Consider the following 14,903-nt stretch of genomic DNA (forward strand, 5'->3'; position numbering starts at 1 on the left):
ACAGTGTCACGCGGATATAGGCCTAAAACTGGATAGTGACCACAAGGCCAGGATGGTTATCCGAAAGAGTAATCTGCGCATTGTGCCGCGATAGAATGGCTTTGACCATAGATAATCCTAAACCTGTGCCTTGCAAATGGCGGCTTGGGTCGAGGCGAACTAAACGCTCAAACACTCTTTCTTTGCTGTCATCGGGGATCCCTGGGCCATTATCGCAAATCTTAATTTGAGCGCCGGACTGAATAATATCGATACGAGCGCCTTGGCCTGAGTACTTCATAGCATTGTCAACCAAATTATATAAGGCTTGGAATAACAAATATTTATCGCCATGAACTTTATGATCAGCAAGTAGCGACAGACTCAAGGTTTGCTCATTCGACTCAGCTACCGCATCGGCCATTTCCAGCAAATCCGTGCAGAGCTGGGCCAAACTCAGCTCTTGTAAATCTAAGGTTTGCTGACCCTCCTCAATCCGTGTGAGGGAGAGCATGGCATCAAAAGTCGCAAGACAGTGATCGAGTTCTTCGGTCAAAATCGCACAACCTTCGCTAATTTCATCGGGGGACTTGGTCGCCAACTCCTCAATACCAATCCGGATATGGGATAAGGGTGTGCGTAAATCGTGGGCGATATTATCTGTCACACCACGTACCGCCATCAGGTTATTTTCGAGAATATCCAGCACGTTATTAAATTGCAGCGCTAACATATCGAACTCGTCCTGACGCCAACTGAGTGGCAAACGCGTGTCATAATGTCCGCGCTCAATTTGCTCACTTAAACGGTTGTATTGCACTAAACGGCGTAAAATTGCCTTAGAAAACAAATAGCCCAACGCCAAGGTCAGCACGATAGTCAACATCACGGCAGTGGCTGCCGCGCTGATAAATTTATCGATAAGAGTAGCTAAGTTATCGGTACGAGTGGCAATCAAGACGGGGCCATAGCGGGTCATTACCAGACCACCGGTAAGAATATGCAGCTTATCTGGCCCACCGGTTAATATCGGAAAATCCCGCGTTTGTGGCAGCATGGGCATGCCTTCGGGCATAAAGCTTAAAGCACCGACCATATCGTAACTATTGCGCCAAGCGATAAGCGCGGTTTGCGGATCGGCGGCACGAATTTGTGCCGCAAAACTGCGGCGATCGACTGTAAGCGCAAGCTGCTGATAACGCTGAGTTTCTGACTCAAGATATTGAGTGACTTGATACTGCTGCTCGATAATCAATTGCCGATAGAGAGCAAACAGCAAAGCGCCTATGATCACAGTCACTAAGGTCGAGAAGATAATAGTGATGCGCCAGGCGCTGCTTTGATAAGGCTTAATGCCTTTGGCGTAAGCGATAACCCGCTCCCCTTACGGTTTCAATCAACTCACCGTGGCCTAACTCTTCAAATTTACGGCGTAATTTTGCAATATGCACATCAATCACATTGGTGCGAGGATCGAAGTGATAATCCCACACGGCTTCGAATAATAACGTGCGACTAATAACCTGATTAGCATGTTCCATCAGGTACTTAAGCAGTTGGAATTCTTTGGGCTGTAACATTAAATCGTGGCCATCTAAGGTTACGTTGCGGGTTAGCAGCTCCATTTTTAATCCGCCAACCACTAAATCTGTGGTAATGGGCGTGGATTGGCCCCGTTGCATCAGCTTTTCGGCACGCACTAACAGCTCCGAAAAAGCAAAGGGCTTTGTCATATAATCATCGCCGCCTGCGCGCAGACCTTTTACCCGTTCATCCACATGGGCAAGCGCCGACAGGATCAATACTGGGGTTTGATTGCCAGTAGCCCTGAGGGCGGCCAAGAGTTTTAAACCATCGAGTTGAGGCAACATGCGGTCGAGGATCAACAGATCATACTGGCCACTCGTGGCTTGCAGTAGTCCTTGGTGACCATCACTGGCGGTTTCAATATTATGTCCCTGCTCAAGAAATCCTTTAACGATGTAATCAATCGTTGTCGCATCATCTTCAACTAAAAGTATTTTCATCTGTATGCTGCGCTCCCCAATTCCCACTGACTCATGGTGGAACTCAATGGGCTAATCCCACTTAAGTAAAGGTAATTGCCGTAAATTTTCAATGTCGAATGCCAATTTATACTTGCCAGTATCATTCAGCAACTTTAACTCTAAGTAACTGATACCTAAGTCATGATCCAATTTAGCATCGGTCAAAAATGCCTTGTGATCCTGAGTCGCCATGGCAATAATACCGGAAAAGGTTTGATGTTTCGCACTAATAAGCCGTGCAGCTTCCACTTCACCAACGTCGTCAGCCGTGACCTTACCTGCTTTTTGTTTCAATAATTTACCATCTCGAGCCCGATATTCGAAACGGGTAATGGCATTCGCCAGCGGGTTAATCAGCTCAAACTGGTAGACCAGCTCGCCTTCTTGTATCTCCATTTCAAACTCGGCGATAACGCCAGGAAAATCCTTCTCTATCTGCTGCATCACATTTAACGGCAGCTGATACTCACCACTCGCAAGCATCGAATACATGCTCTGGGCTGCGGTCGCAATTCCAGATATCAACATGAATCCTAGCAACCATAGTCTCATGGCTCCTCCATAAAAATCGGCTAAGTTTGTATCTTATGAGACAATTAGTTAGATGTCGATGGCACGCCACAATCCCATCAGCTCAATCGCTGTTTGTTCATTACGGCAGCAGACGTCATGACCCTATGTGGATAATATAAAACTTACTCGGTCCGCTTTCATCTAGCCACGACAAAGGCACACAAACATATACCCTAAGCGACCTAAAAATAAGTGTTTCTGAATCTTCAGGTTGTTTTGGTAAACACAGATGAATGCATTCAGTTTACCGAAGAGTAACTAAAACACCGATGGAAACCAGATTAAGCTTTGATCATCTAGGAATTTTGAAGCATGACATTTACCGTAAAACCCCATCATTTAGCGATTTAAAATCACCCTAATTAAATTTCAGCGGGTATTTTAGCGCTTCTGTGTCGTCAAAAAGTACGATTGGCAATTCAATCCCGTTGCTCTACCGTCAACTAAACGGCCATTTGAATCGGAGTGCACATGAAACCAATTACACGCTGGATTAGCTTAAGTTTGCTACTGCTTGCAGCATTAAGCGCTTACGCCTATGGCAGCGCCACAAGCGCCGTGACATTTATCATCTTAGGCATGCTGTTGGAAGGAACATTTTGGATTGGATTACTCGGTAAGCGAAAAACGAAATAAACAGTCTCAGTTAATTTGCAGCTAGTGCGTGATTCGCCCTAACTATCCCAGTGCGAAATCGGCGCAGGCATAGCATGGGCATACCCCTGTTGATAATCGCATCCCAATAAGGTTGCTACATCAATGTGCGTCAAAGTCTCCACACCTTCACAAACAACCTGCATTCCTAATCGCTGTAAATACTCAACTAAGCTCGTCAACATACGCATTGAATGCTGTAGGATCCCCTCATAATTCATAGCCCCAACAACCATGAGTTAATGAGAGTTGGGCTAGTTTCTTCGCAGCACAAAGCAAATCATCTGCTGATATGGGGTAGTCATGCCGTCGCCGCAGCAGTTCTTTGCCCATCCTGATTGTTGATAGCACATTCCTTTTCTTTACCGTGTTGGCTTGGAAGTGCCGCTGTAATTGCTGTGTTTCTCCGTATAATCCTACCCACCAAAATGCCAGTTGTACCAATAATGCTATCAATAGCAGTATGTCCATCCTCGCCGCATAACGTGTTCTGCTATGACGTAAACCAAAGCCATAAGCGGGGCTTTTTAAATCTCTAAAGGTTTCTTCTATTTGCATCCGTTTTTGGTAAATATTAACCAGTTTTTGAGGCGACATGGCTTCTATGGTCAAGTTGGTCACCAGTGCCCAAGGCTCTTTGGCGGTCAGTTCATACGTCCATTGCGCCGTATGGTGACAGTCTGTTGTCGTACTTCGCTGACCTTTTCTGCCTTTACTTGGAGCCCTGAACAATACCATCTCGCATAACAAGGGTTTCTTTACCGATAACGCCACTCGCCCAACATGTTTTGCGCGACGACTGGCTTTGGGATAAAGCGCTTTTAGCGAAAATTGGCGACCGAAGGGGTGCAGCCGATAGACACTTAATCCTCTGACACGACCCAGCCAATACCAACCGAGCTGCTCGACTTTTCGAAACCATGGATTACGGAAGCTCGCGTCAGTGACTATCAGCGGGGTAATATTGTCAGGTAACACTTTATGGAGTTCATTCAGAAACTGATTATGGGCAGTTTGTGTGCCTTGTAGTACTAACGGAAATGTTCGCTCGTAGAGCGTGATAGAGCGGCCCTTAATCGCAATAGAGGCGCGTAGTGCAATCAGTTCACGACCTTCACGCATATCAGACCAATCCACCAGTATGGTCGGCATCGTATGTGCTGTTAGCAGCCACTTTGCATGCCACTGATAAACAGCCAGTCTTTCATGGTGAAGGTGCGGATTGCCCAATAATCTATCCATGCGTTTTATTGAGTGTTTAGTATGAGTGCTGGTGCCATCAATGTGCCGCCCTAAATGCGTGAGGGTGAGACAATCCGCGTTGATGAGGGCTTTGCAGGCGACTATGAGTGTATTCAGTCGCTTTTGATGGATTTCTGGACAATGTTGATAGAGAGATTGATGTAAGATAGTTAACACTTGCACCTTGATGCCCTGTGATTGATGTTTGTTCGCACTTCCATCTGATCACACTTCAAGGTGCAAGTTCACTCTAATTTAATGATTTATCTGAAAATCATCAGGGGATTCTTCAGCATTGAATGTGAAGAGCGACAAGCTTGCAGCAAAAGGGAACGGTCTAACTTGATGACATCATAGGGCAATACCATCATACGTAAGAAATTACATTCTTGGGTGCCAAAATCATCCAGTACGATGCTGGCTCCTCGTGCCCGTAACATTTCAATCAACTCATGCTGTTTATCATCTAATAAAGTGTGTTCTAACACTTCAAACCAAATGTTGATGCACAGCACTTTTGCTTGAAGCAACAGCATTTGTAATAAATTTTGATAAGTCACACTGTATGGCATGGGATTTAAATTAATGGACAGTATGCCAACGCCTTGATCGGCTAATCGAGGTAAGTCTTTGATAATCGACCTCAACATCCATATATCAATGTGCAAAGAAGCATTTTTATCTAACAATAAAAAATCAATACCTGTATATGCATGACGCTTGGCATCCCAACGGCGTGCGAGTGCTTCATATCCTATAACGGTTTTATCAACCCCGATAATAGGCTGATAAAAAGGCATAACTACATCAGACATAATGCAGGTTGCAATATCTTCACTCACTTTTTTACGCTTAACTGACAGCATAGATACCTACAGAATATTAATATATCTGATTTATTTTAACTAAATTGGCACTCTCTTCTATCAGATAAATCCTAAAAACCACTGTTATTTATTATAGGACTATTCCTATTAACGCATAAGAATCATCCATATATGATATTGAAAAAATCAAACATTACCCCACTGCAACATCAACTTAGAAAATGAAATATAAGGTAACTCAATAATAATGCGATTATATTTAGCGCTGTTTGGTATTATTTTTTATAGTTCTCAAGTTTATGCTGCGGCAGAAATAAGCATAGGCACCTTATTTGACTATATGCCTAGCAACAAAACCACTTATTTGAAAAAAATAATGAATATGGGCGATTCGACTGCATTTATTAAAATATCGATTAACGAAATAAAATATGATGAAAATGGCCAACCCTATGAAGTGCCAGAACAAGAGGCAGAGAACCGTGCCTTGATAGCAAGCCCGTCTCGCTTAATTATTCCCGCCAAGGGAGTACAAGCAACGAGATTGTTATTCTTAGATAAAAAAGACACAGAACGTTACTTTAGAGTTCGCTTTATACCAGTACAGCAAAAAGACAATGATGGCTTTGATGAGCAAAAAACAGAACAAAAAACTGAACAAATTCGTGAAGAACTCTCCGCGGGAATACAAATACTAACAGGTTATGGGGCATTTTTATTTATCACCCCAGACAACCCTAAATACTCGACTGAAATAACGGAAGACACAAATAGCGCAGAAATAAAAAACAATGGCAATACGACTATTATTTTAGATTTTTTTGAATCATGTAACAAAAAAAAACAAAGAGTGTTCCACTGCGACCAAATTGCACATCTTACCCGGTTCAAAAAAACAGCTGGTAAAAAATAGTAACGAAAGCTATCACTTTCAATTGATTGAAGGTGATAAAACCAAAAGCATAGTTATTGGTAACTAATGCATCCTAAAGGAGACTGTAATGAAAATATGGAAAGCGGCCCCAATAACCTTATTAGTGGCCATGAACTCATTTGCGGCTGAAAAGATTGAACATCAAGTCACTGTGATTGCACAAATTCCGTCAGAGAACTTTTTTGTGCAACCAACAGGCAATGATAACTGGATCAACAGAAGGGCTATCCATTTAGCGCCACCAGTGTCAATATGTAGTAATGAAAACTTCATCGTATTTATTAAAAGCTGGCGTCGATTACCCTACAAATTGGGACGAATTTGTTGATTGGTTTCATGATGAACAATCTTGCACTAGCTACCTTTACGCACTTCGTTGGCCAAACGGATTCATTTGCCCAAGCTGTTCGAGCCATCAATCACCTTATCAGTTAAGTAATGGCAAGTTAAAATGTCATGCTTGCCGTTTTCAGTGTTCAGTAACATCAAGTACACTTTTTGACAAAACAAGAACCCCCATGAAAAGTTGGTTTGCAGCTGTCTGGTTTATTACAAATCAAAAGAATGGGGTCAGCGCTCTTGGAGTCCAAAGGCTATTAGGTCTTGGGAGTTATCAAACTGCTTGGTCTTTAATGCACAAGTTAAGATATGCCATGGTTGACCCTGAAAGAGATAAACTGTCCGGCATCGTAGAGGTTGACGAAACATTAATAGGTGGGGTCATTCCAAAATCATCTATTAAAAATCAACAGGGTAAGCGTAAAGCTATAGTTTTGGTGGCTGTTGAGCTGCTATCACCCTCTGGATTTGGGCGGATACGTTTAAGGCAAGTAGAAAGTGCAACTAAAGAACATATCCATCAATTCATTCAAGATGTAATAGAGCCTGGTAGCACAATTTGTAGTGATGGTTCTCAAGCATACAAGCAAATAGACAAAAAAGGATATAAGCATAATCGGATGGTGCATTTAGGTTCATCTGTACCTGCACATGAAACAATGGCTGGGGTGCATCGAGTCTCATCATTATGTAAAAGATGGCTTTTAGGTACGTATCAAGGTGCGGTAAAGGCTAAGCAACTTGATTATTATTTAGATGAATTTACATTTCGCTTCAACAGAAGAAAGTCAGATTCTCGGGGATTATTATTCTACAGGTTGCTTGAGCAAGCAGTGCGCTGAAGAATCCCCTGATGATTTTCAGATAAATCATTAAATTAGAGTGAACTTGCACCTTGAAGTGTGATCAGATGGAAGTGCGAACAAACATCAATCACAGGGCATCAAGGTGCAAGTGTTAACTATCTTACATCAATCTCTCTATCAACATTGTCCAGAAATCCATCAAAAGCGACTGAATACACTCATGGTCGCCTGCAAAGCCCTCATCAACGCGGATTGTCTCACCCTCACGCATTTAGGGCGGCACATTGATGGCACCAGCACTCATACTAAACACTCAATAAAACGCATGGATAGATTATTGGGCAACCCGCACCTTCACCATGAAAGACTGGCTGTTTATCAGTGGCATGCAAAGTGGCTGCTAACAGCACATACGATGCCGACCATACTGGTGGATTGGTCTGATATGCGTGAAGGTCGTGAACTGATTGCACTACGCGCCTCTATTGCGATTAAGGGCCGCTCTATCACGCTCTACGAGCGAACATTTCCGTTAGTACTACAAGGCACACAAACTGCCCATAATCAGTTTCTGAATGAACTCCATAAAGTGTTACCTGACAATATTACCCCGCTGATAGTCACTGACGCGGGCTTCCGTAATCCATGGTTTCGAAAAGTCGAGCAGCTCGGTTGGTATTGGCTGGGTCGTGTCAGAGGATTAAGTGTCTATCGGCTGCACCCCTTCGGTCGCCAATTTTCGCTAAAAGCGCTTTATCCCAAAGCCAGTCGTCGCGCAAAACATGTTGGGCGAGTGGCGTTATCGGTAAAGAAACCCTTGTTATGCGAGATGGTATTGTTCAGGGCTCCAAGTAAAGGCAGAAAAGGTCAGCGAAGTACGACAACAGACTGTCACCATACGGCGCAATGGACGTATGAACTGACCGCCAAAGAGCCTTGGGCACTGGTGACCAACTTGACCATAGAAGCCATGTCGCCTCAAAAACTGGTTAATATTTACCAAAAACGGATGCAAATAGAAGAAACCTTTAGAGATTTAAAAAGCCCCGCTTATGGCTTTGGTTTACGTCATAGCAGAACACGTTATGCGGCGAGGATGGACATACTGCTATTGATAGCATTATTGGTACAACTGGCATTTTGGTGGGTAGGATTATACGGAGAAACACAGCAATTACAGCGGCACTTCCAAGCCAACACGGTAAAGAAAAGGAATGTGCTATCAACAATCAGGATGGGCAAAGAACTGCTGCGGCGACGGCATGACTACCCCATATCAGCAGATGATTTGCTTTGTGCTGCGAAGAAACTAGCCCAACTCTCATTAACTCATGGTTGTTGGGGCTATGAATTATGAGGGGATCCTACAGAGCAGTGCGTTCTAAGCCGATAACGTACCAATCAATTAAAAATCGATAACCACAATATATAGTGGTTGGTCGTGCTAAGTGGATAGCCCTTATCAACAGCCAGCAAAAGTTAGCATATAACGTCCATACAAAAAAGCTAGATCAATTAAATAAGCAACTAGAAGTGAAAAGTACCATTGGTGCTATTACGGGTTACTTATCAAACCCAGCCATTATCGCCAGTGGCAATGATAATATTGCACTAACAGTTAAAGTGGGCGGTATTGAACTGAAGACGTCTGCGACAGAATTAGTCGATGTCGACAATGCTAAAACAGGTAAAACCCTTGCACTAGAGATCATACCAACTGTCCCAGCAAGCGGCTATGTAGCAGGCAACTACCAAGGCATGGTCAATATGATTTTCGAATCGGAAGCGCCAATTAAAAAACCATAGAGATTTATTAAGTTAAATTTCAAAAAAGCTCCCGCGAAGGGAGCTTTATTAATTTTCAAGTTAACGACTCATGCTTTTCATTTTTTCGATATGAGGCAACACACTTGTCATCTTTGATCCTGACGATCCTGATCGCAACGCTAATCTTTAGCTCTTGCTCTTTGGCGAGTAATACGTCATCGGACTTGCTAAAGCTGCTAAAGCAATATCAAGACTTGCCTGATGGATTTTCTGAGCATTTTTTCAATGCCCCATTAACAGTAAGAATCACCATTGATAATAAATTGCTTGGCGAAGGTGAAATAGTGTTAGGACTCGATACCAGTGTGCAACTATTAAAACTCATAGACGTGAGCGAAAGCGATCTTGACGAACGTCAGCAACAATTATGGATAGCGCAATTAAACCAAAAACATAAGTTGGGTTTGTGCCAAAAAGGCTGTCAGGGCGGCATATTAGCGATTGAATATAATTTGGAGAACTCTCAATTATCTATTTTAACGGCCAATATCGAAAAACAACCATCAAGCTCGCACTACTATGCCTTGCCTGAACAGGGAAGCTACGGCGCGCTATTTCGACGACAACTCAATTGGAGTCAATCCAATGAGAGCGATTACGCAGGCCGTTATAATTTGCAAGCCCAAGCAAGTATAGGCCAGTGGACCACACTGCTTGAAGGTGAAGTCACTCAAAATAATGAAGAGACACTCAACTCGACTATTCAACAGTTGTATACAGAACGTCAAAACGAAGGACACTTCTATCGACTCGGGTATTTCTCCCCTTATGCCCAAGGTTTAGTTCGTCAGCCCATCATTTATAGCGGCAGCTCACAAGCTGTGATGGGCGTGATGCTGGGTGACTCTAATCAGTTATTGGTCGATCAAGCCTATGCCAGTGCCACACCCATTTATGTCACTCCGAATCGTGCAGGTGTGGTAGAAATCTACCAAAATGGACAATTGATCAACTCGCAACAGATTAACGCGGGCTTACAAGCCATTGATACAAAAGTATTACCATCTGGCATATATGAAGTTGAAATTCGTATTCTAGAAGATGGCCAAGTCACTGAACGTCGTCGAGAAATCATTAACAAACCCATTCAATGGCAAAACACTGAAGAACCCTTTCGGGTGAACTTGTTTGCTGGAGAAAAGTTACAAGACATAACGAATTGGGATGATGAAAGCAGACGCGGACTCAGCACAGGGGTACTCGCAAACTACTTATTAACACCGGCGATCATCCTCGGCGCAGCGGCCCAATTTGTTGATAAAGGTTGGCATTATAGCGTTTCGGCCGATTGGGACTGGAACCAACAACTGCGCTTTTTTGGTAACTGGGTGATGAATGATCAACAGGGCAGCGATTTTGATTTGCAAGCAGTTTATAGCTACAGGCAAGGTAGTTTTGTACTCAGCCATCAGCAACAACTCAGCCAATCGCAAAGCAGTGATATTACGAACTCTAATCCCAAAAAGACGAGTGCATCGCTGCAACATAACCTAGGGAGAGGTCACTCTGTTTCTGCTTATTTGTCACATCAATCCGAGCAAGGTCAAGGCATTGACTTAGGTTGGCAGTACAGCGGCAAACTCTGGGGACGCCAAATGAGCTGGAGTTTAAATGCGTTCGATCGTCCCGGCAGCATTAACACTTCAGGCCAGCGCGACCAAGGCGGAGCACTTTATTTCAGTATGAACTTAGGCGATCAAAAGCGTCGAATGGGTGGTGGCTTAGGCAGCAGAACTTCACGTTCTGGCGGGCAAGAACAGCATGCCTATGTTGATTACCAACAGCAACTAGACTGGCGTGGCATTGAAACCATAGGGATGGGACTAAACACGGATAGCTATGGTGTTGGCGCAACCGCCAATAGCCGCTTTAGCAACAATATTGTTAGCGGGGATGCCTATGCACAATCATCGTCCTATAACAGCGGCATCACAGGAGGTATCAACCTTGATAGTATGGTTGCACTAGGGCAACAGGGTAAACTCGGCATCTCAGGCCAAAGCCAAAACCACGATGCGGGCATGATAATCGATGTCATGGCTGATACCCCTGACATCATTTTACAAGCAGAAGATGAGCACGGTGGCAGTGTCACCTTAAAGCCTGGACGCAACTTAGTGCCAGTGACCGCCTATCGCAGTGGTAGCGTACAACTCGCCATACAGGACTACGATGACACACCTTCAGTCATCCAACCGAGCGTATTGCATTACCACCTCAATAAGGGAGGCGTCAGTTACCAACAAATCAGAGTCATGAAGACTGTCACAGTGATTGGTCGCTTAGTAAATCAACAGGGATTGCCGCTTAAAGGCGCGCTCATCGCCAACCATGCGGGGCGCAGCCTGAGTGAGGCCGATGGCTTTTTTGCCGTAGAAATGAGTGAACGCCACCCGAGCTTGCAAGTGGAGTATCAAGGTGTACAAGAGTGCAACCTTGAACTCGATTTACACCGAGTAAAACGTGAACAGAACCTATTGCTAGTAGGCAATATCACTTGCAACGCCCAAGCATGGGCACAGCAAACATTAACAGAGAACCTAGCCAAGTGAATTATCGTTACGCTTTATATGCCTTGATGGGATATCTACTACTCAGCCCATTAACAGAGGCAGCTACCATTCAAGTTACTGCTGAATATAAACCTGCGCCCTATGATATTAATGGCAGTAAGTTTATTAACACGACACCATGTTCAGTAGAATGGCAAGCGGAAGGATTCTGGTGTAACGGCACTGCCTCACTAGAAAAAGAGCAGGCTATAAATATACCAATAAAGATGACCTCACGACTCGTCAGCAATGATGATAAATTGGAGCATGCCATTACCTATCAGAAATTTACAGGCGAAAAGACCGTTGAGTTAACTAAAAAAGGTGGAGGTTTGTTCTGGTCTAATCCCATCGGACACTTAATTTTGAGACAGTATGGTCAATAAATTAAGAGGTCTATATGAGTCTGAAAAAATCACATAAGAGTTATCCGCAGGCATTTAAAGATGAAGCCGTCTTGATGGTGCTGGAGCAAGGTTATAGCGTTGCCGATGCGGCAAAGTCTCTTGGAGTTAGCACGAGCCTGCTTTACAACTGGAAGGAAAAACACGAAGCCCTGCAACAAGGCATCACCTTAGAAGAGTCTGAGCGTGATGAGTTGAAGCGATTGCGTAGAGAAAACAAAGAATTACGCATGGAGAAAGAAATTCTAAAAAAGGCAAGCGCCTTCTTTGCGAGAGAAATGAAGTAAGATTTCGTTTCATCAAACTGCAATCTCACCTGTTTCCCATAACACTGTTATGTCGAGTAATGAGTGTCAGTAAGTCAGGCTATTACGATTGGCATAAACGCCCTGCAAACGTGATAAGCGTTGAAACACTGAAGCTTTATCGCCTTGTTCGACAGCTATTTAAGCAAAGTCGAGGCAGCTTAGGGAATCGTGAAATGGTGAAGAAATTGCGCAAGGAAGGCTACCAGGTTGGTCGCTATCTCGTTCGTAAAATTATGCACCGCCTTCGACTCAAAGCAACCCAGCGATGTGCTTACAAGGTGACGACACAGCGAAAACACTCAGATGCAGTGGCTGATAACCTGTTAAACATGAACTTTAATCCAGTATCGGCTAATCAGGTCTGGGCGGGTGACGTGACCTATTTAAAGACGGGTGAAGGCTGGATGTACTTAGCTGTGGTGATGGATTTATATTCACGCCGGATTGTGGGATGGCGCATAGACAAACGCATGACCACAGATTTGATATCCAAGGCATTAATAAAAGCCTACAACCTGCGACAACCAGCGCGAGGGCTGGTATTTCACAGTGACCGAGGCTCGCAATATACCAGTAAACAATTCGGTAGGCTGCTATCGAGCTATGGTATCCGAGCCAGCATGGGTGATGTGGGTGCGTGTTGGGATAATGCCGTTGTTGAGCGATTCTTTGGTAGCTTGAAACACGATTGGATTTTTAAAGTTGCTCAACCAACAAGGGAGTTTATGAAGCAAGATGTGACGGCTTACATCAAATATTACAACTTGGAGCGACTTCATTCTGCTAATAACGATCTGTCACCTGTAGAGTTTGAGAATTCTCAAGTAAAAGTGTCCAGTTTGGGTTGACCAGTACAGTTTCTCTCATAGAATGAAGTTTAAATTAACGCAAATTGGCGCAAGTCAAACACCAAATATTATAAAAGAAGCTGGCACAAGTGGGACACTTTGGCTAGAAAAAACTGTGCAGGGTGATTGTAGTTTTAGACAACAAACTTGGGCTAGCCCAAGTTTATTTGAATATTTCTATGATATAAAGAATGCCAACCAAAAATTAGGGGGGATTTGTTACAACAATATATTTAACACTACATTCACCTCAAAAAATATTACCCTTCAAAGGATTTATATTGGTTATAAACTGCAACTTCCCGATCCTTTAAAAATGGAAAATGGCACTTATAAGGGCAGCTTAACCTTGAGTCTTGGACGCAATAAAGATCTCGATTTTGGTGATGCAACCTATTCTGACTCAAACGTAACGATAGAATTTACCTTAAGGGTCACACATCAACTTAAGGTTGAATTCCCTGCTGGCAGCAATAAAGTAATCTTGCAACCGCCCAAGGGCTGGGCACCATGGATGAACAGCGGGAAAACACCGCCCAACTTAAAGGCTGAATTGCCGTTTAAGTTTTGGTTTAGCGCACCATTTGATGTTTCATTGAGTTATTGCCAATATCAAAAAAATGGCCAATGCCAACTCAACAACATTAAAAACAGTCACAAAACAAATATTGAAATCAGTTATATCAATGGTGAAGGGAAATCATATCCGCTATCAACATCAAAGTACAAGTTTACAAATACAGATGGAACATATATCAATGTTGCAAGAAAATTTTTATTTGAAATTAGCAAAACCAACTTAACTGAAATGATGAAATATCCAGGAAGCACTTACCAAGGGGATGTAACGATTATGTTCGAGGCTGAAATTCCTCCACTTTAACATTAGAATAAGCCCTGTTGCTGTGCATAATGAAACAACTCACTGTCACTCTTTAAACCGAGTTTTTGCATTGCATTGGTTTTTTGGGTGCTAATGGTTTTTACACTACGATTTAAATAACTGGCAACTTGAGTCACTGACATGCCATTTGCCAGTAAACGTACCACTTCTATTTCTTTCAGTGAAAGTTCAACTGGGATGGCATATTGATTAATACCTTGTTCATTTAATAATTCATGGACAGTTTCGCCAATGTAAACAGAACCTAATAATACTTTTTTAACTGTTTTCTCTAATTCGGCAATAACTGATTTTTTTAATAACAAGCCTTGTATCCCAATCTGTAACAGCGCTTGTAATACACCTAAATTATGTACTTGAGTCAACACTATTATGGGTAAGTTTGGATATTTTCGTCTTAGCTGTTTAATCATGGCCATACCATCGACATTGTCATCATTAGGCATACTAAAGTCTGTGATCAATAAGTCACATTCATGTTGTTCTAATGTACGCCATAATTCGGAAACATTATTTGCTTCAGCAACAATGTCACAACTTGGCTGCATTTCAGCCATCAAACTACGCACGCCAGTGAGTATAATAGGGTGATCGTCGGCAAGGATGATCTTAAAAGCCATATTCAACTCCCGTGATAATGTGAACTTATGGATACCTT

The 14,903-nt window shown here is 43.1% G+C and carries 17 protein-coding genes; 10 read left to right on the forward strand and 7 right to left on the reverse strand.

The annotated features are described in order from the left end of the window. Window positions 1–22: 22 nt before the first annotated feature. The 3 genes from SO_RS20545 to SO_RS20555 are packed head-to-tail and all read right to left on the reverse strand — an operon-like array spanning window position 23 to window position 2,579. On the reverse strand, window positions 23–1,279 hold the full coding sequence (locus SO_RS20545) for a sensor histidine kinase (protein ID WP_011074069.1): 1,257 nt from the start codon (window positions 1,277–1,279) through the stop codon (window positions 23–25). A gap of 49 nt (window positions 1,280–1,328) precedes the next feature. Then, complete coding sequence (locus tag SO_RS20550; RefSeq protein WP_011074070.1) at window positions 1,329–2,006, reverse strand: response regulator transcription factor; 678 nt, start codon at window positions 2,004–2,006, stop codon at window positions 1,329–1,331. A 51-nt stretch (window positions 2,007–2,057) separates the two neighbouring features. Continuing rightward, the gene (locus SO_RS20555; RefSeq protein WP_011074071.1) at window positions 2,058–2,579 is read right to left on the reverse strand and encodes a PepSY domain-containing protein; all 522 of its coding nucleotides are present in this window, start codon (window positions 2,577–2,579) and stop codon (window positions 2,058–2,060) included. Between the two features lie 492 nt (window positions 2,580–3,071). On the opposite strand from SO_RS20555, the gene SO_RS23065 reads away from it, so the two are divergent. Beyond that, entirely contained in the window at window positions 3,072–3,236 is a 165-nt protein-coding gene (locus SO_RS23065; protein WP_011074072.1) for a hypothetical protein, read from the forward strand. Window positions 3,237–3,274: 38 nt separating this feature from the next. Here the strand turns inward: SO_RS23065 and SO_RS20560 are convergent, their stop codons facing one another. The 3 genes from SO_RS20560 to SO_RS20570 form a co-directional block, all read right to left on the reverse strand. Next, on the reverse strand, window positions 3,275–3,490 hold the full coding sequence (locus SO_RS20560) for an EAL domain-containing protein (protein ID WP_338056296.1): 216 nt from the start codon (window positions 3,488–3,490) through the stop codon (window positions 3,275–3,277). Then, on the reverse strand, window positions 3,465–4,679 hold the full coding sequence (locus SO_RS20565; protein ID WP_011074073.1) for an IS4-like element ISSod3 family transposase: 1,215 nt from the start codon (window positions 4,677–4,679) through the stop codon (window positions 3,465–3,467). The genes SO_RS20560 and SO_RS20565 overlap by 26 nt, the downstream gene beginning before the upstream one ends. An 80-nt stretch (window positions 4,680–4,759) precedes the next feature. After that, window positions 4,760–5,362, reverse strand: a complete 603-nt coding sequence (locus SO_RS20570) for an EAL domain-containing protein (RefSeq protein WP_238560526.1) — start codon at window positions 5,360–5,362, stop codon at window positions 4,760–4,762. Window positions 5,363–5,570: 208 nt separating this feature from the next. Here SO_RS20570 and SO_RS20575 point away from each other — a divergent pair, with 208 nt between their 5' ends. The 9 genes from SO_RS20575 to SO_RS20615 all read left to right on the forward strand — a co-directional run bounded on the left by SO_RS20575 (window position 5,571) and on the right by SO_RS20615 (window position 14,224). Further along, a complete protein-coding gene (locus SO_RS20575) occupies window positions 5,571–6,236 on the forward strand; it encodes a fimbrial biogenesis chaperone (RefSeq protein ID WP_011074074.1) in 666 nt (221 codons plus the stop codon). A gap of 88 nt (window positions 6,237–6,324) precedes the next feature. Beyond that, window positions 6,325–6,585 (forward strand): hypothetical protein, encoded by a 261-nt coding sequence (locus SO_RS23115; protein ID WP_172966530.1) that lies wholly within the window; start codon window positions 6,325–6,327, stop codon window positions 6,583–6,585. Then, window positions 6,518–7,438, forward strand: a complete 921-nt coding sequence (locus SO_RS20585) for an IS1595-like element ISSod11 family transposase (protein ID WP_164925703.1) — start codon at window positions 6,518–6,520, stop codon at window positions 7,436–7,438. Before SO_RS23115 ends, SO_RS20585 begins: the two co-directional genes overlap by 68 nt. 106 nt (window positions 7,439–7,544) lie before the next feature. Next, complete coding sequence (locus SO_RS20590; protein ID WP_011070548.1) at window positions 7,545–8,759, forward strand: IS4-like element ISSod3 family transposase; 1,215 nt, start codon at window positions 7,545–7,547, stop codon at window positions 8,757–8,759. A 74-nt stretch (window positions 8,760–8,833) separates the two neighbouring features. Next, window positions 8,834–9,208, forward strand: a complete 375-nt coding sequence (locus SO_RS20595; RefSeq protein ID WP_238560527.1) for a CS1 type fimbrial major subunit — start codon at window positions 8,834–8,836, stop codon at window positions 9,206–9,208. 104 nt (window positions 9,209–9,312) lie between these two features. Continuing rightward, window positions 9,313–11,781 carry a fimbrial biogenesis outer membrane usher protein gene (locus tag SO_RS20600; protein ID WP_011074075.1) on the forward strand — a complete coding sequence of 823 codons (2,469 nt, stop codon included), beginning with the start codon at window positions 9,313–9,315 and terminating at the stop codon, window positions 11,779–11,781. Beyond that, window positions 11,778–12,167 carry a hypothetical protein gene (locus SO_RS20605; protein WP_164925794.1) on the forward strand — a complete coding sequence of 130 codons (390 nt, stop codon included), beginning with the start codon at window positions 11,778–11,780 and terminating at the stop codon, window positions 12,165–12,167. The genes SO_RS20600 and SO_RS20605 overlap by 4 nt, the downstream gene beginning before the upstream one ends. A 14-nt stretch (window positions 12,168–12,181) precedes the next feature. Next, window positions 12,182–13,341 (forward strand): IS3-like element ISSod1 family transposase gene (locus SO_RS20610; RefSeq protein ID WP_141135407.1). Its coding sequence is split into 2 segments (ribosomal slippage): window positions 12,182–12,431 and window positions 12,431–13,341, totalling 1,161 coding nucleotides; the frame shifts between segments, so codons are not numbered across the junction. A gap of 22 nt (window positions 13,342–13,363) precedes the next feature. Continuing rightward, the gene (locus SO_RS20615; RefSeq protein ID WP_164925795.1) at window positions 13,364–14,224 is read left to right on the forward strand and encodes a hypothetical protein; all 861 of its coding nucleotides are present in this window, start codon (window positions 13,364–13,366) and stop codon (window positions 14,222–14,224) included. Window positions 14,225–14,226: 2 nt separating this feature from the next. On the opposite strand, the gene SO_RS20620 is transcribed toward SO_RS20615, so the two are convergent. Next, the gene (locus SO_RS20620) at window positions 14,227–14,865 is read right to left on the reverse strand and encodes a response regulator (protein ID WP_011074076.1); all 639 of its coding nucleotides are present in this window, start codon (window positions 14,863–14,865) and stop codon (window positions 14,227–14,229) included. Between the last annotated feature and the right edge of the window lie 38 nt (window positions 14,866–14,903).

This window comes from Shewanella oneidensis MR-1 (genome assembly GCF_000146165.2).
Lineage (GTDB): Bacteria > Pseudomonadota > Gammaproteobacteria > Enterobacterales > Shewanellaceae > Shewanella > Shewanella oneidensis.